Genomic DNA, 23377 nt, shown 5'->3' with positions numbered 1-23377 from the left:
GAATTTATCGACTACCAGGTCGATCCTCCTCGATACTCAATAGACGAGTGTATAGAACGTGGTTTAACTTTTAGCGTACCGTTAAAAGCAAAACTGAAACTTTACTGTACCGATCCCGAACACGAAGATTTTGACACCGTTGTTCAGGATGTTTATCTAGGAACTGTGCCTTACATGACCGAACGTGGTACCTTTATTATTAATGGTGCCGAGCGCGTTATTGTTTCTCAATTGCACAGGTCTCCGGGTGTATTCTTTGGCCAGAGTTTACATGCCAACGGTACAAAATTATATTCAGCACGTATCATCCCATTCAAAGGGTCGTGGATTGAATTTGCCACAGACATCAATAGTGTGATGTTTGCCTACATCGACAGGAAAAAGAAATTACCTGTTACCACATTGTTGCGTGCAATAGGTTATGAAAGCGATAAAGATGTATTAGAAATATTTGACCTGGCAGACGAAGTAAAAGTTTCAAAGACAGGGTTAAAGAAAGTCGTTGGTAGAAGGTTGGCAGCCCGTGTACTAAAATCGTGGGTAGAAGACTTTGTTGATGAAGATACCGGTGAAGTGGTATCGATTGAACGTAACGAAGTAATTATTGATCGTGAAACAGAAATTGAAGAAGACCATATAGAAGAAATTCTTGAGTCGGGCGTAAAAACCATTCTGTTGCACAAAGAAGATCAAAACCAGCAGGATTTTGCTATCATTTATAACACGCTTCAGAAAGACCCGTGTAATTCGGAAAAAGAAGCTGTTCTTCACATCTACCGACAGTTGCGTAACGCAGAACCACCCGATGAAGCTACTGCACGCGACGTAATTGATAAACTGTTCTTCTCGGATAAGAGATACGACCTGGGTGAAGTTGGTCGCTACAGAATCAATAAAAAATTAGGAATTGACGTGGACATGGAAAACCGTGTCCTTACAAAAGTCGACATTATTGAGATTATCAAAAACCTTATTCAATTGGTAAACTCAAAAACCGATGTTGATGATATTGACCACTTAAGTAACCGTAGGGTACGTACGGTTGGCGAACAAATGTACAACCAGTTTGGGGTAGGTTTGGCACGTATGGCACGTACAATCCGCGAGCGTATGAATGTTCGCGACAACGAAGTGTTTACCCCGATTGATTTGATTAACTCGAAAACATTATCTTCAGTTATCAACTCTTTCTTTGGAACAAACGCACTTTCGCAATTTATGGATCAAACCAACCCGCTGGCTGAAATGACGCACAAACGTCGTATGTCGGCATTAGGTCCTGGTGGTCTTTCACGTGAACGTGCCGGTTTCGAGGTGCGAGACGTACACTTTACTCACTACGGTCGTTTATGTCCGATTGAAACACCTGAGGGGCCAAACATTGGTTTGATTTCGTCGTTGTGTGTTTTCGCAAAAATTAACGATTTAGGATTTATTTCAACTCCATATCGAAAAGTAAAAGACGGTAAAGTTGATTTATCAGAAGAAGGTGCACTTTACCTTACTGCTGAAGAAGAAGAAGGCCGGATAATTGCACAGGCGAACGCTCCAATTGGAGAAGATGGAAAGTTCATAAACGAGAAGGTAAAAGCACGTTTGGATGGTGACTATCCTGTGGTTGACCCGGAACAGGTTGAGCTAATGGATGTAGGTCCTAACCAGATTGCATCGGTTGCAGCTTCATTAATTTCCTTCCTTGAGCACGATGATGCAAACCGTGCATTGATGGGATCGAACATGATGCGCCAGGCAGTGCCACTGCTTCGTCCTGAAGCACCAATTGTTGGTACAGGTTTGGAAGCAAGTGTGGCAAAAGATTCCAAAGTAATGGTGAATGCCGAAGCCGATGGTGTTATAGAATTTGTTGATGCAAAAGAGATTATTGTTCGTTACGATGTGTCGGAGGAAGATCGCTTCGTAAGCTTCGACCCTGAAGTGGTAACTTATAATCTGCAAAAATATACTAAAACGAACCAGGGAACTACAGTTGACTTGAAACCGATTGTAGTGAAAGGTCAGCGTATTAAAAAAGGTGAAATTTTAACCGAAGGATACGCAACAGAAAAAGGAGAATTAGCACTTGGTCGTAACCTTCAGGTGGCATTTATGCCCTGGCAGGGTTACAACTACGAGGATGCAATTGTAATTTCTGAGCGTATTGTTCGCGAAGACGTTTTCACATCGGTTCATGTAGATGAATATAGCCTTGAGGTACGCGATACCAAACGTGGTGTTGAAGAATTTACTTCTGATATACCAAACGTTAGCGAGGAAGCTACACGTAATTTGGATGAAAACGGACTGATTAGGGTAGGAGCCAACGTTAAACCAGGCGATATTCTGATTGGTAAAATTACTCCAAAAGGAGAATCAGATCCTTCACCGGAAGAAAAACTGCTACGTGCAATTTTTGGGGATAAAGCTGGGGATGTAAAAGATGCCTCGTTAAAAGCTTCTCCATCATTGTCGGGAGTTGTTATCGATAAAAAATTGTTCTCGCGTGTAGCGAAAGACAAAAAAGGTAAAGCAACCAAAACATTGCTCGACCAGATCGATGAAAAACTGGAAAAGGACATTGCCGCACTTCGTGTAAAACTGGAAGATAAACTTTTCACGCTGGTAAATGGTAAAACTTCTCAGGGAGTTAAAGACTATTACGGAACTGAGTTTATTCCAAAAGGCGTTAAATTTACATTGAAACAACTGCAGGAAATTGATTACCTGAATATCGATCCTTCAAAATGGACCACCGACAAAGCTAAAAATGATCTTATTTTTAGATTGGTGAATAACTTCATTATGAAGTACAAAGAGGCGGAGGCAGTTTCACGTCGCGAACGTTACAATGTAACAATTGGCGATGAGCTTCCTGCAGGTATCATACAATTGGCAAAAATTTATATTGCTAAAAAACGTAAACTGCAAATTGGTGATAAAATGGCAGGTCGTCACGGTAACAAAGGTATCGTGTCGCGCGTTGTTCGTCAGGAAGACATGCCATTCCTTGCCGACGGAACTCCGGTTGACATTGTGTTAAACCCACTGGGTGTACCATCGCGTATGAACCTGGGACAGATTTACGAAACGGTATTGGGATGGGCCGGAAAAGAGCTCGGGTTAAAGTTTGCTACTCCTATTTTTGATGGTGCTAGTCTTGATGAAGTTTCAGAATACACCGATAAAGCTGGTGTACCTCGCTTTGGTGAAACACGATTAATAAACGGTGAAACAGGTGAGCCTTTTGATCAGCCTGCGACCGTTGGTATAATCTATATGTTGAAACTGGGACACATGGTTGAAGACAAAATGCACGCCCGTTCAATAGGACCATACTCGTTAATTACACAGCAGCCATTAGGTGGTAAAGCACAGTTTGGTGGTCAACGTTTTGGTGAGATGGAAGTATGGGCATTGGAAGCCTTTGGAGCATCGCATATCTTACAGGAAATTTTGACAGTGAAGTCGGATGATGTAATGGGACGCGCCAAAGCTTACGAAGCCATTGTCAAAGGAGAACCGATGCCACAGCCAGGTATTCCGGAATCACTAAATGTACTGCTTCATGAATTGCGTGGCTTAGGTCTTAGCGTAAGAATGGAGTAGAATAAGTTAGGTGCAGTTTTAAATTGATTTTTAATTTGAATTATGGCATTCAAAAAAGATAATAAAGCAAAAAGTAGTTTCGCAAAAGTTTCAGTAAGCCTTTCGTCTCCCGAAGAAATTCTGGAAAGATCATTTGGTGAAGTACTGAAGCCAGAAACAATTAACTACAGAACCTATAAACCAGAACGTGATGGTTTGTTCTGTGAGCGTATTTTCGGACCGGTAAAAGACTACGAATGTCACTGTGGTAAATACAAACGTATCCGTTATAAAGGTATTGTTTGCGACCGTTGTGGTGTTGAAGTAACCGAAAAGAAAGTACGTCGTGAGCGTATGGGACACATTTCACTGGTGGTGCCGGTTGCTCACATTTGGTATTTCAAATCGTTGCCTAACAAAATTGGTTACCTGCTTGGTTTGCCAACCAAAAAGCTTGATACCATTCTTTATTACGAACGCTATGTTGTTATCCAACCGGGTGTAAAAGCCCAGGATGGTGTTAAAGAATTAGATTTCTTAACCGAAGAAGAGTACCTGGATATTCTGGATACACTTCCAAAAGAAAATCAATTCCTTGACGACGACGATCCAAACAAATTCATCGCCAAAATGGGTGCTGAAGCCTTGTTTGATATCCTTGGCCGCTTAGAGCTTGATTCATTGTCGTACACCTTGCGTCATAAAGCAAACACCGAAACATCGCAGCAACGTAAAAACGAGGCCTTAAAACGTCTGCAGGTTGTTGAGGCATTCAGAGCAAGTAAAAACCTTAACCGTCCGGAATGGATGATTGTTAGGGTGGTGCCTGTAATTCCTCCTGATTTGCGTCCGTTAGTACCGCTCGATGGTGGTCGTTTCGCAACATCAGACTTGAATGACCTGTACCGAAGAGTAATTATCCGTAATAATCGTTTGAAACGATTGATCGAGATTAAAGCTCCTGAGGTTATTTTAAGAAACGAGAAACGTATGCTACAGGAAGCTGTAGACTCGTTATTCGATAATTCAAGAAAATCCAATGCCGTTAAAACAGAAAACAACCGCGCTCTAAAATCACTGTCCGACAGTTTGAAAGGTAAGCAAGGTCGTTTCCGTCAAAACCTTTTGGGTAAACGTGTTGACTATTCTGCACGTTCGGTAATTGTTGTTGGTCCTAAATTAAAGATCCACGAATGCGGTATCCCAAAAGATATGGCAGCCGAGCTTTACAAACCTTTTGTAATCCGTAAGCTGATTGAAAGAGGTATTGTAAAAACTGTAAAATCGGCAAAGAAAATTGTTGACAGAAAAGACCCTGTTGTTTGGGAGATTCTTGAAAATGTATTAAAAGGACACCCTGTAATGTTAAACAGGGCGCCCACGCTGCACCGTCTGTCAATTCAGGCATTCCAACCTGTTCTTATTGAAGGTAAAGCAATTCAGCTGCACCCATTGGTATGTACTGGTTTTAATGCCGACTTCGATGGTGACCAGATGGCGGTTCACTTACCATTAGGTAATGCTGCAATTTTGGAGGCTCAGTTGTTAATGCTTGCCTCGCACAACCTGTTGAACCCTGCTAACGGTGCTCCTATTCAGGTACCATCGCAGGATATGGTTCTTGGTCTGTACTACATGACCAAACCACGCGAAGGTTGTAGAGGTGAAGGAATGACTTTCTACTCTGCAGAAGAAGTAACCATTGCTTACGAAGAAAAAGCAATCGATCTTCATGCAATCATCAAAGTAAAAGTTGAAGACGTTGATGAAAATGGTGAATATTTCAACCACATCATCGAAACAACTGTTGGTCGTGTTCTTTTCAACGAGTATGTTCCGCGTCAGGCAGGATACGTAAATCAGCTTCTTACCAAGAAATCATTACGTACAATTATTACCGATGTATTTAATTCAAGCGGTAATGCTATTACTGTAAAATTCCTTGATGACATTAAAAACCTTGGATATACAATGGCTTACCGCGGTGGTTTGTCGTTCAACCTTGGAGATGTTATTATCCCGGATGATAAAACAGATATTGTTGGTAACGGCTACACTGAAGTAGAAGAGGTAATCAGCAATTATAACATGGGTTTCATTACCAATAACGAAAGGTACAACCAGGTTATTGATATTTGGACACATGCAAACTCGAAACTTACACAGTCGGTTATGAAGACCTTAAGTACCGACCGTCAGGGATTCAACTCGATTTATATGATGCTTGACTCCGGAGCGAGGGGTTCGAAAGAACAGATTCGTCAGCTGTGCGGCATGAGGGGTTTGATGGCTAAGCCACAAAAATCAGGCTCAACAGGTTCTCAAATTATTGAAAACCCTATTCTTGCCAACTTTAAAGAAGGCTTGTCGGTACTGGAGTACTTTATTTCTACACACGGTGCTCGTAAAGGTTTGGCGGATACCGCACTTAAAACAGCCGATGCAGGTTACCTTACCCGTCGTTTGGTAGATGTTGCACAAGATGTTATCATCTCTGAAGACGACTGCGGAACCTTGCGCGGTTTGGTTGCTACTGATGTGAAAAATAATGAAGAAGTTGTAGCATCATTATTCGAAAGAATTATTGGTCGTACAACTGTTCACGATATTTATCATCCACTGAATGGTGAATTAATCATCAAATCGGGAGATGAAATTACGGAAGAAATTGCTAAGGTAATTGATGACTCACCAATTGAAAGTGTTGAAATTCGATCGGTGTTAACCTGTGAATCAAAAGTTGGAGTTTGCGCCAAATGTTACGGTCGTAACCTGGCTACCGGCAAGAAAGTTCAAAAAGGTGAAGCAACTGGTGTTATTGCAGCACAGTCGATTGGAGAACCTGGAACACAGCTGACACTTCGTACTTTCCACGTGGGTGGTATTGCGGGTAACATCTCTGCGCAGTCAACCGTTGAATCGAAATACGATGGATATTGCGAAATTGAAGAATTGCGCTCGGTATCGTATAAAGATGATGATGGTCAGGATATTGAGATTGTTGTAAGTCGTTTGGCTGAGTTAAAAATTATTGATAAAAACACGAATATTCCACTATCAACACATCCGCTGCCATACGGTTGTAAATTGTATGTGAAGAACGGTCAGGAGATCCGTAAAGGAACTTTGGTTTGTGAGTGGGACCCATTTAATGGTGTTATTATCTCAGAATTTAATGGTAAGGTAGAGTTTGAAAACCTGATTGACGGTATTACCTTCCGTGAAGAATCGGATGAACAAACCGGTTATTCTGAGCGTGTAATTATTGAAACAAAAGATAAGACCAAGAACCCAACCTTGAAAATTATGGACGATGCCGGAGAAATGATTCGTTCATATAACCTTCCGGTTGGTGGTCACATTGCTGTAGACAATGGCCAAGAGGTGAAGTCAGGAAAAGTATTGGTTAAGATTCCTCGTGCTGCCGGTAAAGCTGGCGATATCACGGGTGGTCTGCCACGTGTTACCGAACTGTTCGAGGCACGTAATCCATCCAATCCTGCGGTCGTATCAGAGGTTGACGGTGAAATTTCATTGGGCAAAATTAAGCGGGGTAACCGCGAGATTATTGTTACAACCAAAAATGGCGATGTTAAAAAATACCTCGTTCCACTATCGAAGCAAATATTGGTACAGGAAAACGACTATATCAGGGCTGGTGTACCATTGTCTGATGGAGCTACCACTCCTTCTGATATTCTTGCAATTAAAGGGCCTACTGCAGTTCAGGAGTATATTTTGAATGAAGTTCAGGATGTTTACCGTATGCAGGGGGTAAAAATTAACGATAAACACTTCGAAATTATCATTCGTCAGATGATGCGTAAAGTGGAGATTGTTGATCCGGGAGATACCCGCTTCCTTGAAAAGCAAGTGGTTGATAAAAATGAATTCATGTCGGAAAACGACTGGATTTACAACAAAAAGGTTGTAGTTGAGCCAGGTGATGCTGAAGGCTTAAAAGCCGGACAGATTATTTCTTCTCGTCGTTTGCGTGATGAGAACTCGCAACTCAGAAGAAAAGATAGGGCACTTGTTGAAGCGAGGGATGCAATCCCCGCAACATCAAGCCAGATCCTTCAGGGTATTACCAAAGCAGCACTACAAACGCGTAGTTGGTTGTCGGCAGCATCATTCCAGGAAACGACCAAAGTACTTAACGAAGCCGCAATTAATGGTAAAATTGATTACCTCGATGGCTTAAAAGAGAACGTAATTTGTGGTCACCTGATACCTGCTGGTACCGGATTGAAAGAATACAAAAACCTTGTTGTAGGTTCTAAATCAGAATACGACAGGTTGGTAGATATGAGACATTCTGATAATCGATAAAACAATTGTGATGGAAGATAAAAAGCAAAAAGCACAACAGATAAATATTGAACTGAACGAGGAAGTGGCACAAGGTACTTATTCAAACCTTGCGGTAATTACTCATTCAAGCTCTGAATTTGTGGTGGATTTTGTCCGGATTATGCCCGGTATTCCAAAAGCAAATGTAAAATCAAGAATTATTCTTACACCGGAACATGCTAAACGCTTATTAATGGCTTTACAAGATAATGTTGCCAAATACGAAGCGCAGCACGGGCCTATTAAGAACGTTAAACCCGGTTCAGATCCGATGATGCCACCAATGAATTTTGGTGGACCCACTGCACAAGCATAAAAATAGTATCAACTATTATATTTAAGAGGAATCAATTTATTGGTTCCTCTTTTTTTTTGAACTACAATAGTGTTAAACAGAAGCTGGTTTAAATATTGGTTTAAAAAGTATAACCCGTAAAATCCGGTGTGCTAATTAAGAAAGAGATTATTATTTAGAGTCTTCCGGCGGCCTTCATTTTTTTCTTACCACAAAAACGAAGAATCTGCCTGACAATGCAAAAACTGATTTCTTATGGATTGCGATGAAAATAAAAAAACCGACTCAAAATGAGCCGGTTCCACGAATTAATTTGGTTAGATTTGGTTCGAAAATCCGAGGTTGAAGATAATAAAATTATCTTAACTCAACAACCAACGATGCTTACATTTTACTTATCACCTTGTGCTGTCTTCCTCTCCAGGGTATCATTTAAACTGTATTTTCCACCTTCTTAATGAAGGGCTACCACATCCCTTTGCACACTTGATTCGGTTTTACTCTGACTTTTCTTCTTTTAATCAGCACTGCAAAATAACTTACTGGTTTCTGATATTATTAGCAAAAAAACACCTGTAAAACCACGAAAAATTATAATTACAGGAGTATTTTTACTTATAATGGTTTTAAATTAAAAGCATCTTTTGCTTCTCAGAATTTTAGAATATCAAGGTTAATTGTTTTAAAGCATTGCCAGTAGTGCTTTTGAGGGGTGTTTAAAAGCTGTATGCCCTATGTGGGCTGGATTTTAACAAACATTAAAGGTCTGAAGGCCCCATTCTTTTTGGTTAGTTTTCGTTCGATTTTTATATTTGTTAGCTTTTCAATTTCGGGGTAAATTTCTCCCCTTGCTAACGAGAAGCAGAAATATAGAACAGATATTACAATCAACAAAAATCATATTGAATGAAGGCTTATAACATTATTGTTTTGGCAAAGCAGGTTCCCGATACAAGAAATGTAGGGAAAGATGCAATGAAAGCTGACGGTACAGTGAATAGGGCAGTGCTACCTGCAATCTTCAACCCTGAAGATTTAAATGCATTAGAACAAGCTTTACGTATTAAAGACCAATACCCGGAATCTACAATCAAAATTTTAACCATGGGCCCGGGAAGGGCTGCCGATATTATTCGCGAAGGTTTATACCGCGGTGCCGATGGTGGTGTTCTGCTTACCGACCGAGCTTTTGCCGGTTCAGATACGCTCGCCACATCCTATGCCATTGGACAGGCATTAAAAACAATGGGAAAAATTGATATCATTGTTGCCGGTCGTCAGGCAATTGATGGTGATACCGCCCAGGTTGGACCTCAGGTTGCCGAAAAATTAGGATTGTTGCAGGTTACTTATGTTGAAGAAATTGTTGACCTAAAAGGTAAAAATATTACCGTAAAACGTCGTTTAGAGAATGGCGTTGAAACAGTTAAAGCACCTCTGCCATTGGTTATAACGGTTAATGGTTCGGCACCCGACTGCCGTTCGCGTAATGCTAAACGACTGATGAAATATAAGCGGGCAAGAACGGTTACCGAACTTCAGAAAGAGAATGAAGATTATACCGTGTTATACAACGAGCGTCCGGATCTTATGATTCAGGAAATGACTGTGAACGATATTGAATCTGATGCTTCTCAATTAGGGTTGACAGGATCTCCAACAAAAGTGAAATCAATTGAGAACGTAGTTCTTCAGGCCAAAGATTCGAAAGTAATTTCGGGTGAGGATGCTGAAATTGAAGAAATGATGCTGGAGTTAATTAAGAGTCACACTATTGGCTAATGCCATTAAATAAATAAATTAAATTTGAGAAAATGAGCAGCGTATTTGTTTATTGCGAAATAGAAGATGGCCAGGTAGCTGAAGTTAGTCAAGAGTTGTTGACAAAAGGCCGTGCACTGGCGAATGAGTTAAATTGTAAATTAGAAGCAATTGCCGTAGGGTACCAACTGGGAAGTGTTGCCGGGCAAGTAATTCCTTACGGTGTCGATACTTTGTATCTGGCCGATGATGCACGGTTATATCCTTATCAAACTTTGCCTCACACATCGGTTGTGGTTAACCTGTTTAAGGAACAAAAGCCACAAATTGCCCTTATGGGAGCTTCTTCCATAGGACGAGATCTAGGCCCGCGCGTGTCATCAGCCTTACATAGTGGACTAACTGCCGATTGCACAAGCTTGATAATTGGCGAACACTACGATAAAAAGCAGGATAAAAAGTACGATAATTTGTTGTATCAGATTCGTCCTGCCTTCGGAGGAAATATTATTGCAACTATTATTAATCCTGATTGCAGGCCACAAATGGCAACCGTGCGTGAGGGAGTGATGAAAAAAGAGATTCTTGATCCGAAATATAAAGGTAAAGTAGTAGACCTTGATGTTGCGAAGTATGTAAGCGATACCGATTTTGTGGTTGAAATCATTGAGCGACATATGGAGAAAAGTAAAGTAAACATCAAAGGCGCTCCAATTATCGTTTCAGGAGGATATGGTGTAGGGTCAAAAGAAAACTTTAAACTGCTTTATGATTTGGCTGAGGTGTTGGGAGGCGAAGTTGGCGCTTCACGCGCGGCAGTTGATGCCGGATATGCCGACCATGAAAGACAAATTGGACAAACCGGAGTTACTGTTCGTCCTAAATTATATATTGCCTGTGGTATTTCGGGGCAAATTCAGCATACTGCCGGAATGGAAGAAGCAGCACAGATTATTGCAATTAATACCGATCCTGAAGCTCCGATTAATGCAATTGCTGATTATGTAATTACAGGAGATGTTGCGGATGTTATTCCGAAGATGATTAAGTATTATAAAAAGAACACCAAGTAGTCACGTCAATAAATTACGAGAAAATGGCAAATTACTATACAGATAATAGCGAGATAAAATTTCATTTGAATCATCCTTTAATGAAGGAAATTGTTCGTCTGAAAGAACGCGAATATACGTTTAAGGATGAATTTGATTTTGCGCCACACGATTATGAAGACGCAATTGATAACTACGACCGGGTTTTGGATGTAGTTGGCGAAATTTGCGGAGAAATTATTGCCGAAAATGCAGAAAGTATTGATGCAGAGGGGCCACAGGTTGTTGACGGACGCGTAATTTACGCACGTGGAACACAGGAAAACATTGATGCATTAAACCAGGCTGGTTTAATGGGGATGTCTTTACCTTATAAATATGATGGCTTAAACTTTCCTATTGTGCCTTACATTATGGCAGCCGATATTGTTTCGCGCGCTGATGCCGGTTTTGTTAATGTTTGGGGTTTGCAGGATTGTGCCGAAACCATAAACGAATTTGCATCGGAAGAGCAAAAACAAAAGTACCTTCCGCGTGTTTGCGCCGGTGATACCATGGCAATGGATTTAACCGAACCTGATGCCGGATCAGACCTGCAGGCCGTGCAGCTAAAAGCAACCTGGAGCGAAGAAAAACAAACCTGGTTGTTGAATGGTGTAAAACGTTTCATTACAAATGGCGATGGCGAAATCTCTTTGGTTTTGGCCCGCTCAGAGCCCGGAACAAAAGATGGCAGAGGTCTTTCAATGTTTATTTACGATAAAAATAGTGGTGGAGTAACCGTTCGTCGTATCGAGCATAAAATGGGAATTATTGGTTCGCCAACATGCGAGTTGGTGTTTAAAGACGCACCGGGTGAATTGGTTGGCTCACGAAAAATGGGCTTGATAAAATACGTAATGGCCCTGATGAACGGGGCGCGTTTGGGTATTGCAGCACAATCAGTAGGTGTTTCAGAAGCAGCTTACCGCGAAGCAGTGGCTTATGCTAACGAACGTATGCAGTTCGGAAAAGCCATTATCAAATTTCCGGCAGTTTACGAAATGTTGTCGCTAATGAAAGCAAAACTCGATGCCTCGCGTACCTTGTTGTACGAAACGGCACGTTTTGTTGATGTATATAAAACATACATGCATATTGCCGAAGAGCGCAAGCTGGAAAAAGAAGAACGCCAGGAAATGAAAAAATACCAACGTTTGGCTGATATTTATACTCCATTGGCAAAAGGAATGACCAGTGAGTATTCGAACCAGTTGGCTTATGATGCAGTGCAAATTCATGGTGGGTCTGGTTTTATGAAAGACTATCCGGTTGAACGTATTTACCGCGATGCCCGTATTACTTCGATTTATGAAGGAACTACCCAGCTGCAGGTTGTGGCAGCAATACGTGGAGTAACAACCGGTGGCTACCTGAATCAGATTCGTGTATATGAAGCTGAGAAAGTATCGCCGACATTGGAGTACCTGAAACGTACGCTAATTATTCTGACTGCCGATTACGAAGAAGCAGTAAAAAAAGTAACTGCGGCTAATGATAATGAGTTTATTGATTTCCACGCTCGTAGATTGGTTGAGATGGCCGGGCACATTGTAATGAGCTACCTGCTTTTGCTCGATACCAACCGCGATGGCATGTTCCTGAAATCAGCTAAAAACTACATTAATTTTGCTAAAGCACAAGTGAAAGCGCATGCCGAGTTTATTCGTGCCTCAGAATTGTCAGATCTTGGCGATTATAAATTTGAAATGCAATAAGAGCGAATAGCTTTTAAACCAAAGATAGAAAAGCCACTTTCCGAATTCGGAGGGTGGCTTTTCTTTTGGAAGTAATTCTTAAGGAGCTTAAAACAAAAGCCGAACAAGCCTCATTTGATATTTGTTAAACTATTTAAGTAACCGTGAGAAAGTTTTTGCGTCATATAACAACTAACAAAAAAATTACAAAATGAGAATTGAACAAACTATAATTGCGCTGTTTGTTACTTCTTTATTTTTAATGCTGCCTCATCATAAAACTGTGTTGGCCTGTTCAACTTTTAAACTACAAAAAGGAAATGCGCTGGTTTATGGTCATAACCTAAACGAGGGAGATATTGGTGTGCCGGGCCTGGTTTTTATTAATAAACGCGGGATTTTTAAAAAGGGCCGTTCCTGGAGCGAGATAATTACAAAAGATCGCTTAAACCCGTCGTCGCACAGCTGGATCTCACGATATGGATCGGTAACCTTCAATAATTTTGGTAAAGACTTTCCGGATGGAGGAATGAACGAAGCCGGGTTGTTTATCTGGGAAATGAACGAAGAGGCGGATTATCCGAAGAATGATAGTTTGCCCAAGCTGAACCAGATGAACTGGATGCAATACATTCTCGATAATTTTTCAACTACGGCAGAGGCCATAAAGTGTGCATCAGAAGTGGAAATTGATGGCTGGACCTGGCATTATTTTGTGGGCGATGCTAAAGGAAAAACTGCTGCTATAGCCTTTATTAAAGGCAAAGTGGTGGTGCATTCCGGAGACGATATGCCCATACCGGCGCTTTTTAATACGCCTTATAAAAGAGAACTCGAATTATTAAAATATTTTGAAGGTTTTGGTGGCGAATACAAGCCCGATATCAACGACCCCAATGTGCCTCGTTTTGTACGAACAGCAACATTAATAAACCAATATAATCCCGAAACTGACCCAATCGATTATGGATTTTATATGCTAAAAACGTTACGTGTTTACGATGATCCGGAGTGGTCGGTTTTATTTGATGCCAACGGCAAGAATGTATATTTTAGAACCCGAATGAGCCCGGAAATGAAAATTGTCGATATGACGAAAATTGATTTCAATAATTCGAGCCCTGCCCGGGTGATAAATATTAATACGGAGTTTGAAGCCGATGTTTTGCCTCGTTTTAAAGACTACAACAAGGAAATAATGCAAACTTTTCTTCAGAACGAACTAATGCAGATAGTGCCCCAGGATTTTTATGGCTATGGTGGTTTAAGTGCAGATGAGTTTGTTGCCCGGCTTGTCGATCATACTGATTCGTATACCGAAAAGCAGAATCATTTTTTTAATGGAAAATGGATTGGTAACGCCAAAGGTATTAACGACTTGCCAACCATAACGCTTCTTTTCAGTATGAATAACGATGCAGTGGCGGCCGAATTAAGACTGAACAATGAAAATCAAAGTCATACGGTAGATAATCTTCAAATGATTGGAAAACAATTGTGTTTTACTTTTCATTCCGGCAGCGGTAAAATAATTGAATTTAAAGGGCATATACAAAATGACCGCTTGACGGCACAACTTTTTGGCATCGAAAATTTCTACGGCCATTATACTTTTCAGCGGATACTTAAAAAGACCGAAACAAACTTATAACCGCCATTTTATCAATAAAAGTGTCGGCGAAATGCTGAACGGCTTTAACCAGGAATAAGAACTTACATTTTTGTAGGATTTACACCAAATTTCTTACAAAAAAGAACAGTTTTAGTAAAGTGTATTGCGTAAGTAGTTGGTTATCATCGGTATTTTTATTTTGGTATTGCATTTGTTTACCCTCGGAAAAAAATAGTATAAGATATGAAAGTGATGCTACCAATTGCCAACAGGGAAACAGGAAAAGAGAAAATTGCACATGGCTTCCATAACGCCAGATTTGTGTGTATTTATGATTCTGACCGCGAATCATTTGAGTGGAAAAAAGTTACAGAAATTAGTCCGAACCCGGGAGAGTTTACGCACGAATTGAAACGGATGGGAATAAGTACAATCATCAGCAGTTATTTGCCGCCAATGGTTCTACAGGTTTTTACACGTAATGGTTTATCGGTGTTTAAAGCACGCGGAAGCAATGTAAATAGAAACATAGATTTTTTTACCCAAAACCAACTCGAGTCATTTACATCAAAAGCAGCCCGCGAGTTGTGGGGATGCGAAAGCGGATGCAATTCATGTAGTTCAACGGCTTGTAAAAACTAAAAGTTATGGCAATTGATAAAGCAATAAAATTCGTAAAAAGAGCAACAACAGAACGAGAATTCCGAAAGGCCTGCTACAAATCGCCATCCAAAGAACATCTGATGCAGGAAATTGGCTTTTCCGAGCCTGAGTTTGATGATGCCTTAAATATGCAATTGGTAAAATGTCAAACCTACGAGCAAGCTGAAGTTTATCAACAAATTCGAATGTGGTTCTTATCCTTATAAAAATAGAAATTAGCCTTTAATAAAACGTCGCTCTGTCGACTTTTGGCACATTAACAATTAAATTATGAATTACAGAGACCTTGAAGCCGTCAGGCAGATTGTAAATAATGCAACCGGCCTTGATATTAGTTATGCCTACGAAGATTTGGTTTTTCCGGAACATGGAGCATTTATCATTCAGTTTAATGATGAAAACAATTACGAGCTTAACTGTTTTTTCCATGAAGACTGTATTGAAAAAGATGCTCAGAATTTATTTGCCAACCTTAAAAATGAATGTGCCAAGCGAAAATGTGAACTTCATCGGGGAGGAGCATACAACTTTGAGCAGGTTGGCGAAAACATACAAATTCAATTCTTGTAGGCAGACTTTTAAAAAACTCGTCACTTTTATTTATGGTACCTTCAATCAGCACTAGTGGCTTTGCTATAAATCAATCTAATTTTAATAAGGACAGGCTTTTCCTAAACTTTGCTAAACAATAGTCAGCTTGTTTAAAACAAATGGGTAAGAGAATAAAATTGTCTTAAGTTTGGCAAGATTTTCTCACCTGGCTTATTTTTTATTATACCCCGTGGCATCATCTTTTGTGCAGTTTAGTAGTTATTTGCTACAGAACCATACTGAATGTTAATGAATTACTCGAATTGTCATAAAAGAGGTGATTGTTTTGCTAATTCTTATAATTGGGGCTTCAAGCAAAAAAAATACCTTATTTGTGTTTGTTGTGCTGGTTTTTTTGGGGGGTGCTGGCGAAAAGCTGTTGGAAAATTGCAATTTGCCATGTTTAGGATGGGGGTAGTCTGAATAAATGGATTGTTATTTTGATGTATTATTTATTGTTTGGCTCCTAAAAAGATAGTTAAATGTTAATATCGATAGAAATATGTCAGAAATAATTTTGTAGTATTGACAAAGTGATTATTTTTGATGCATTATTATTGACAGCTTAGAAAATTTACGAATATGTGTGGAATTGTAGGAGCATTTGATTTAAAAGTTAAAGCCCAGGATTTGCGCCCCCAGGTGCTAATGATGAGTAAAAAATTGCGTCATCGCGGACCTGACTGGTCGGGTATTTATTGCGGAGAAAAAGCAATAATTGCGCACGAACGCCTTTCAATTGTCGACCCGGAGTCGGGTGGACAGCCATTATACAGCAAAGACCGTAAGCTCATTTTAGGAGTAAATGGTGAAATTTATAACCATCGTGAGATTCGGAAACGATATGATGGCGTATACGATTTTCAAACCGGGTCGGACTGTGAAGTTATCCTGGCCCTGTACAAAGACAAAAAAGAAAAGTTTTTGGATGAAATGAATGGCATTTTTGCCTTCGCTCTGTACGACGAAGAAAATGATGCTTACCTGATTGGACGCGACCACATCGGAATTATTCCTTTGTATCAGGGTTGGGATAAATGGGGTAACTATTATGTAGCTTCCGAATTAAAGTCATTAGAAGGTTTTTGTACTAAAATTGAGGAATTCCCTCCGGGGCATTATTTGTATAGTAAAGAAGGCGAGTATAAAAAATGGCATGTTCGCGAATGGGAAGAGTTTGAAAATGTAAAAGATAATCCGGCAAGTATTGAAGAGCTGGCACAATCGCTTGAAGATGCCGTGCAACGTCAGTTAATGTCCGACGTTCCGTATGGAGTGTTGCTTTCTGGTGGTCTGGATTCATCGATTACTTCGGCGCTGGCGAAAAAATTCTCCTCAAAGCGTATTGAAGAAGGCGGAACAAAAGATGCCTGGTGGCCACAATTACACTCCTTTGTTATTGGTTTGGAAGGGTCGCCTGATTTGGCTGCTGCCCGAAAAGTTGCCGATCACATCGGAACGGTTCACCACGAAATTCATTATACTATTCAGGAAGGTCTTGATGCTATTCGCGATGTAATTTACCATATCGAAACCTACGATGTTACAACTGTTCGTGCATCCACGCCCATGTACATGATTGCACGGGTAATTAAATCAATGGGAATTAAAATGGTGCTTACCGGTGAAGGTGCTGATGAAATTTTTGGCGGATATTTATATTTCCATAAAGCACCAAATGCCGAAGAGTTTCATAAAGAAAGTGTAAGAAAAGTTCGGCGATTAAACCTATACGATTGCTTACGCGCCAATAAATCGCTGGCTTCGTGGGGTGTTGAAGGTCGCGTACCATTTCTTGACAAAGAGTTTCTGGATGTGGCTATGCGTTTTAATCCGGAGGCAAAAATGGCAAAAGACGGAAAAATGGAGAAACATTGTTTGCGTGAAGGATTTGCCAAATACCTGCCGGAAGAAGTGGCCTGGCGCCAGAAAGAACAATTCTCGGATGGTGTTGGTTACGGGTGGATTGACACTTTGAAGCAAATTGCAAACGATAAAGTAAGCGACGAAATGATGGCAAATGCCCAATATCGTTTCCCGGTAAATCCACCAATGAACAAAGAAGAATATGTGTATCGTGAGATTTATAGCGAGCACTTCCCGTCAGATGCTGCTGCATCTTGTGTGCCTTCAGAGGCTTCAATTGCTTGTAGTACCGCTGCTGCACTCGAGTGGGATGCATCATTTCAGGGCAATGCCGATCCATCAGGACGCGCCGTTAACGCCGTTCATGAGAAAGGTGCAAAATTTACCGATATTAAAAAGAAATAAGGATTGTAGTCAATCAATCAAATCAAAGAGCCATCCGTTTTTTGCGGGTGGCTTTTTTAATGATTATTTTACTCAATTTACACAGAGCATTATAAAATTTCGGATTAACTGATGATTATAAAACTCGGGGTGAAACTGACAAGTGTACAAAGGTTTGTTTTTGTGTTTCATGAGCTGGTTTTTACAAGTGTTGGATGTAACCAGCAATTCAAATTCGTTAGGTAAAGTTATTGAGTCGTTATGCATTTGTCTAACAGTAAACTTTTGCGGGAGGTTATATAACAGCGAATCGGTTCTAACGATTTCTACTTCGAAATCGCCCGATTCGGGTTCCTGACTTCGGAGTAAAGTTGCACCGTACACATAACCGGTTACATGATGTCCGGCGCAAATTCCCAATACGGGCTTATTGTAGGTTTTTAGCCAACGAAAGTAGGATAAATGGTGTTCAACAATATCATCGCCCTGAGGCGAACCGGTTAAAATGACTCCATCAAACGCTTTAAGATTTATCATTTGGCAGTCGGCATATTCAATAAATACGGCTTTGTTCCCCGTTTGTTGAACAATTTTAATGATGGGGTCGGCAAATTTGGTGATACCTGGCTCGGCATTATTTATAATGAGTATTTCAGGCATTAAATTTTAATTTATCCAGTTCAAGAATGGCAGAATAACGTCCCATTTCAATCAGTTCGTTTGCTTTGTAAAAATCATACGTTCCGCAGGCATCACGCGACACATTAATTAGAACATCAGGCTTCCCTTTTTCTATGGCATGATCAACAAGTTTTAACATCCCTGTTGCCAGCGATTGATCAATAAGTGATAAAAATCCAAGTCGTTCTTTTTTTTCCTTTGGATGATGAAGGTGAAGGAAATCATAAAATTCATTCATCCATTTTTTGTAAGCCGATTCTTTTTCAAGTATATCTTTCTTATTTTTAAACTGATGAGGAATGGGAATAGCTGCATTTACATGAACGGCAACCAACAAATCAGCATCATTGCGCACAACGTTTGAAATGGGCAGGTTATTCATAACCCCACCATCCACCAAAATAGCTTCATTATGAGTTATTGGTGTAAAAACGGTGGGAATGGCAATAGATGCACGAATAGCATTAAACAAACTCCCTTTTTTGAATACCACTTCCTCTCGCCGTTTTAAATCAACCGCTGTAGCCGAATAGTTGATTGGAAGCTCTTCAATCAGGGTGTCGGGGACAAATTCCTGAATTTTACCCAGTACTTTTTCTCCTTTAATCAGGCCATTTCCGCCAAACGAGAAATCAACCATCCGAAACATATCGTGCCGTTCGAGCGAAACCGCCCACTGTTTAAATTCCTTAAGTTTTCCGGCGGCGTATATTCCTCCTACCAATGCACCCATTGAGGTTCCTGCAATCGCTTTAATGTTGTATCCGCGTGATTCCAGCTCCTCAATAACTCCAATGTGTGCCATTCCGCGGGCACCTCCGCCCGAAAGTACCAGTGCAACGTTTTTATTCATCTTCAATACGATTAATAGGTGCAATTTAGCTAAAATCGTTTTTATAGTATTGTTTATTTGAAATCAATCGTTTTGAAGAATGTCCAGAATGCGTATCTTCGACGAGAATTCAATTCATATAAAATACTGTACAATGAGAAAACTATTATTTGTTATTTTAAGTGTGGCCTTGTTCGCCTGTTCACAGCAAAAAGGTTACAAAATTAATGTAAATCTGGAAGGTGCTGAAGGAAAAATTATATTGGAGCAACGTGCCGAGGGACAATGGGCCGGTATTGACACTGCTGATATTGTAGATGGTGTTGCTGTATTGGAAGGCGAAGTGGCATTTCCCGATATGTATTACCTTTCGGTTAACGGGCAACGGGCAAAAACCATCGTTTTTGTTGAAAATGCTAACATGACTGTAAGCGGAAAAGCCGATTCAATTTTTGCAGCAGAAGTTACAGGATCAGCAACTCACGATGAGTTTAATACCATAAACAAGGAAATTCAAAAAATTAGTGAAGAATACATGGGTTTATACCAGGAAGCCCGCACTGCAGGTGCAGCAGGCGATACCGCAAAAGCCAACGAATTAATGGAACAGGTTGAAGCCTTGTACAAAAGTACCAATACCTTGCAGGAAGACTTTGTGAAAAACAATCCGGCATCGTATGTTACGCCTTTCTTTTTAAGTCGTATTCAGTATGAAAAAGATGAGGCAGAACTGGAAGCTATGGTTGCTGCACTTGATCCAAAACTGGATGAAGTACCTGCAATTATCGATTTAAAAGCAAAGATTGAACAGCTTAAAAAGGTGGCAATAGGCCAAACAGCACCTGATTTTACACAAAACGATCAGGATGGTAATCCCGTGAAGTTTTCGGATGTATATTCGAAAAACGAATTAACCCTGCTCGATTTCTGGGCATCGTGGTGTGGACCATGCCGGGCAGAAAACCCAAATGTGGTAGCAACTTACGAACAGTATAAAGATCAGGGATTTAGTGTTTTTGGCGTGTCGCTCGATCGCGACAAAGATGCCTGGTTAAAGGCCATTGAAGACGATGGTTTAACCTGGGGCCATGTTTCTGATTTGGCATACTGGAATAATGCTGCAGCAAAAATATATGCTGTAAGCTCTATTCCATCAAGCCTGCTAATTGATAAGAATGGTAAAATTGTTGCAAAAAACAAAAGAGGCGAGGAGCTGGGACAAGCCGTTGCCGATTTTTTGAATAAGTAATATTTTAGCAGAATAATAGCTAAAAACCGTTTTGTATAATCAGCAAAACGGTTTTTTTTATGCCTGGCTGGTAAGTGCATATTATTTTGTTTAGGCAAAAATGTAGTTTAAAATCAGTTATTTACAGTGGTCGAATCAGCAAAAATGTTAGCATCTACTTTAATAGTAATAGATATATTTGTAAGTACAAACCAAGAGATAAAGAAAAGCATAGAAGAGTAGATTTAGTTTTTTGTTTGACAATTAAGTTGTGATAAAGAAAGAGGAGGAGAGCCAATTATGAATTTGTGACTTTATTAAGTTGTTTTTTTAAGGACTAGAGAAGAGGACAAAAGATCCTGGCAATGGTGCCAGGATTTTTTTTTATTTCTGAAATGAACTGACTATCCGGGCATTTCATTTTTAATTCCTCTGTCAAATTTCGCGTTTACCTTGTACTGGTCGGCTTACATCTCGCCGAAATATTTACTTTTGTCGCATGCAAAATCATTTTGGAGAAATCGCGGGTGTGCTTACTGCCATTTTCTGGACAGTAACAGCATTGGCTTTTGAGTCGGCAGGAAAGAAGGTTGGTTCGCTGGCCGTTAATCTAATACGTTTAGTAATTGCTTTTTTTCTGATTGGCGTTTACAGTTGGATTAGCCGGGGTTTTTTCTTTCCAAGCGATGCAAGCCTGTATGCCTGGAAATGGCTGGCTTTTTCCGGACTGATTGGTTTTGTTATCGGCGATTTGCTCTTATTTCAATCATACCTGGTAATTGGTGCCCGGGTAGCCATGCTGTTAATGGCTTTGGCACCACCTTTTGCCGCACTTATTGGATGGCTGCTTTTGGGCGAGGTACTTTCGTCACAGAGCTGGCTGGGTATGGCCGTAACCATGTCGGGAATTATAATCGTTATTCTGAAACGTGAAAAATCGGAAGAAAACGGCGTAAAAGTGCGAAAATTAAAATCGTCATACCCTATTCAAGGTATTCTACTGGCTCTTGGGGGCGCATTGGGGCAGGCGGCCGGACTGGTAATCAGTAAAAAGGGAATGGGCGATTACGATGCTTTTTCGGCAACACAAATACGCGTGCTTACCGGCATTGTGGGTTTTTCAATACTATTTGTTTTTATTAAACGTTGGCCACGGGTATGGACAGCCTTAAAAAATGGCCCGGCAATGAAACGCATTACCGTTGGCGCTTTTTTTGGCCCTTTTCTGGGTGTTTCGTTTTCGCTGTTGGCAGTGCAACACACGCAAACCGGTATTGCGGCAACCTTAATGGCTATTGTTCCGGTTCTAATCATTGGTCCGTCTATTTTACTTTTTAACGAAAAAGTGAATTGGAAAGAGATTCTTGGCGCTATTATTACGGTGGCCGGTGTAGCTATGTTTTTTCTTTAAGGAACTTGTATATCAGTTGCCAGCCAACGTTCGAGCGTTTCTTTAACCAATTGCTTTTGTACCTGTGGTAAATTGGCTATGCGTGTGCTGTGACTTCCCCCGGGTTTTACAACTTTAAGAAAATTTTGTTTTTGCGGTACTTCAAATGCTGATGCCGACCATGGATCCCATTCGCCATAAATAAACAGGATTTTTGCATCAGTAGATTGAATAAAACGTCCTACCGCTTTTGCTGTTTTAGGCTGATACTTCACTTGTAATTCTTTAGGTAAAAACAGGCGCGGAAGGTAGCCTTTTGCTGTTTTTATGGTTAGCAAAGCCTGAAATGGTTGAGTATCGTAGCCGTAATAACCCAGTTCGCGGGCTGCCTGAACAAAAAATGATTTGTAACCTTCGTGGCCTTCAATGGCAAAATACGAAGGGCCCGAAACCAGCATCAGATGTTCAAACAATTGATCAATGGGGGCATTGGCTTCCGGTACATGGTCGGTTAATCGACCCCACTGCCACAGGGCAAAGGGATATTCCAAAACGCATAAATCAAAAACTTCATCCAAATCAACACGAAATGTGTAGTTTTTATCCCGGCACAAGGCCTCAAGTTTTGGGAGTAGTTTCGCACGGTTTTTTAGCATTTCAAGCTGGAAATTTTCTATTTTTTTACGTTGTGCGGCAGTACCGGGTATAGTCTTAATAAAAGGCTCGTGGCGGCCATCTTCAACACCAAAATTAAGTGGAGCAACATAAGGTACAGTTACCTCAACATCGTTGGGGTAAAGCCAGCGGTGATACACTGCGGTTTGTCCGCCTTTACTAATGCCGGTACTTATCCATTTTCCCGAATAATAGTTCTTCATCAGTTCAATCAGATGATGATGATCTGCAGCAGCATTGCGCACAGTCAGGTAATCCCAGTTTAGCGGCTCGGGCCACGATTCGCCAAAATACCGGTGATCCATACAAATTTGATTTGCCTCCAGCATGGGGCTGAGCTCGTTTATGTAGTTGGCCGATTCGGAATAGCCGCCGTTGTAGCCCTCGGTAATAAAAACCACAGGCCGGTCGGGGCCTTTATCGGCAATAATTACCCGCTGCAAAAATGTACCTTTATCGGGGTGGCGATGATCGAGTGGTTGCTCCAGCATAACCTTGTATTTTTCAGTAAAAAAGCTAGTGCAGGCCAATTGCTCAATGCTTTTTATTTCAGGTTGGTTTTCGAGAAATACCCGAAGGGTGTTTTGCGATATGGCCATTGCCGACAATAGCAGCAGGCTCAGTAAAACGATAAATCGTTGCATGATAATTTACTTTCTTTTAATACCGGCTATGC

Annotated in this window: 16 protein-coding genes; 13 read left to right on the top strand and 3 right to left on the bottom strand. The window is 40.6% G+C overall.

The window, feature by feature from the left end:
* The 11 genes from rpoB to asnB form a co-directional block, all read left to right on the top strand.
* On the top strand, window positions 1-3603 hold a 3603-nt coding region (gene rpoB / locus QZ574_RS16765), incomplete at its 5' end, for a DNA-directed RNA polymerase subunit beta (RefSeq protein ID WP_297091649.1).
* Between the two features lie 42 nt (window positions 3604-3645).
* Window positions 3646-7914, top strand: a complete 4269-nt coding sequence (rpoC, locus tag QZ574_RS16760; RefSeq protein WP_297091647.1) for a DNA-directed RNA polymerase subunit beta' — start codon at window positions 3646-3648, stop codon at window positions 7912-7914.
* Between the two features lie 10 nt (window positions 7915-7924).
* Complete coding sequence (locus QZ574_RS16755; protein ID WP_297091645.1) at window positions 7925-8251, top strand: DUF3467 domain-containing protein; 327 nt, start codon at window positions 7925-7927, stop codon at window positions 8249-8251.
* Window positions 8252-9136: 885 nt separating this feature from the next.
* Entirely contained in the window at window positions 9137-10012 is an 876-nt protein-coding gene (locus QZ574_RS16750) for an electron transfer flavoprotein subunit beta/FixA family protein (RefSeq protein ID WP_297091643.1), read from the top strand.
* Between the two features lie 32 nt (window positions 10013-10044).
* The gene (locus QZ574_RS16745; RefSeq protein WP_297091641.1) at window positions 10045-11064 is read left to right on the top strand and encodes an electron transfer flavoprotein subunit alpha/FixB family protein; all 1020 of its coding nucleotides are present in this window, start codon (window positions 10045-10047) and stop codon (window positions 11062-11064) included.
* Between the two features lie 23 nt (window positions 11065-11087).
* The gene (locus QZ574_RS16740) at window positions 11088-12800 is read left to right on the top strand and encodes an acyl-CoA dehydrogenase family protein (RefSeq protein WP_297091639.1); all 1713 of its coding nucleotides are present in this window, start codon (window positions 11088-11090) and stop codon (window positions 12798-12800) included.
* 190 nt (window positions 12801-12990) lie between these two features.
* Window positions 12991-14430: a linear amide C-N hydrolase gene (locus tag QZ574_RS16735; protein ID WP_297091637.1), complete on the top strand. Its 1440-nt coding sequence runs from the start codon at window positions 12991-12993 to the stop codon at window positions 14428-14430.
* Between the two features lie 204 nt (window positions 14431-14634).
* A complete protein-coding gene (locus QZ574_RS16730) occupies window positions 14635-15033 on the top strand; it encodes a hypothetical protein (protein WP_297091635.1) in 399 nt (132 codons plus the stop codon).
* Between the two features lie 5 nt (window positions 15034-15038).
* Window positions 15039-15260 carry a hypothetical protein gene (locus QZ574_RS16725; RefSeq protein WP_297091633.1) on the top strand — a complete coding sequence of 74 codons (222 nt, stop codon included), beginning with the start codon at window positions 15039-15041 and terminating at the stop codon, window positions 15258-15260.
* 64 nt (window positions 15261-15324) lie between these two features.
* Window positions 15325-15624 carry a hypothetical protein gene (locus QZ574_RS16720; protein ID WP_297091631.1) on the top strand — a complete coding sequence of 100 codons (300 nt, stop codon included), beginning with the start codon at window positions 15325-15327 and terminating at the stop codon, window positions 15622-15624.
* Between the two features lie 603 nt (window positions 15625-16227).
* Window positions 16228-17916 (top strand): asparagine synthase B, encoded by a 1689-nt coding sequence (asnB, locus tag QZ574_RS16715; RefSeq protein WP_297091629.1) that lies wholly within the window; start codon window positions 16228-16230, stop codon window positions 17914-17916.
* A 72-nt stretch (window positions 17917-17988) separates the two neighbouring features.
* Here the strand turns inward: asnB and QZ574_RS16710 are convergent, their stop codons facing one another.
* Both QZ574_RS16710 and QZ574_RS16705 read right to left on the bottom strand, forming a co-directional pair.
* Entirely contained in the window at window positions 17989-18555 is a 567-nt protein-coding gene (locus QZ574_RS16710) for a homoserine O-succinyltransferase (RefSeq protein ID WP_297091627.1), read from the bottom strand.
* Window positions 18548-19429 (bottom strand): patatin-like phospholipase family protein, encoded by an 882-nt coding sequence (locus QZ574_RS16705; RefSeq protein WP_297091625.1) that lies wholly within the window; start codon window positions 19427-19429, stop codon window positions 18548-18550. Before QZ574_RS16705 ends, QZ574_RS16710 begins: the two co-directional genes overlap by 8 nt.
* Before the next feature lie 133 nt (window positions 19430-19562).
* Here QZ574_RS16705 and QZ574_RS16700 point away from each other — a divergent pair, with 133 nt between their 5' ends.
* Both QZ574_RS16700 and QZ574_RS16695 read left to right on the top strand, forming a co-directional pair.
* Complete coding sequence (locus tag QZ574_RS16700) at window positions 19563-20657, top strand: TlpA disulfide reductase family protein (protein WP_297091623.1); 1095 nt, start codon at window positions 19563-19565, stop codon at window positions 20655-20657.
* 478 nt (window positions 20658-21135) lie between these two features.
* The gene (locus QZ574_RS16695) at window positions 21136-22047 is read left to right on the top strand and encodes a DMT family transporter (RefSeq protein WP_297091621.1); all 912 of its coding nucleotides are present in this window, start codon (window positions 21136-21138) and stop codon (window positions 22045-22047) included.
* Here QZ574_RS16695 and QZ574_RS16690 read toward each other — a convergent pair.
* Window positions 22044-23345: a S28 family serine protease gene (locus QZ574_RS16690; RefSeq protein WP_297091619.1), complete on the bottom strand. Its 1302-nt coding sequence runs from the start codon at window positions 23343-23345 to the stop codon at window positions 22044-22046. The two genes, QZ574_RS16695 and QZ574_RS16690, sit on opposite strands and share 4 nt — an antisense overlap.
* Window positions 23346-23377 lie beyond the last annotated feature (32 nt).

The organism is uncultured Draconibacterium sp., assembly GCF_913063105.1.
Taxonomy (GTDB): Bacteria; Bacteroidota; Bacteroidia; order Bacteroidales; family Prolixibacteraceae; genus Draconibacterium.
Note: the sequence above shows the minus strand (reverse complement) of the source record. Positions and strands in the feature narration are given on the sequence as shown.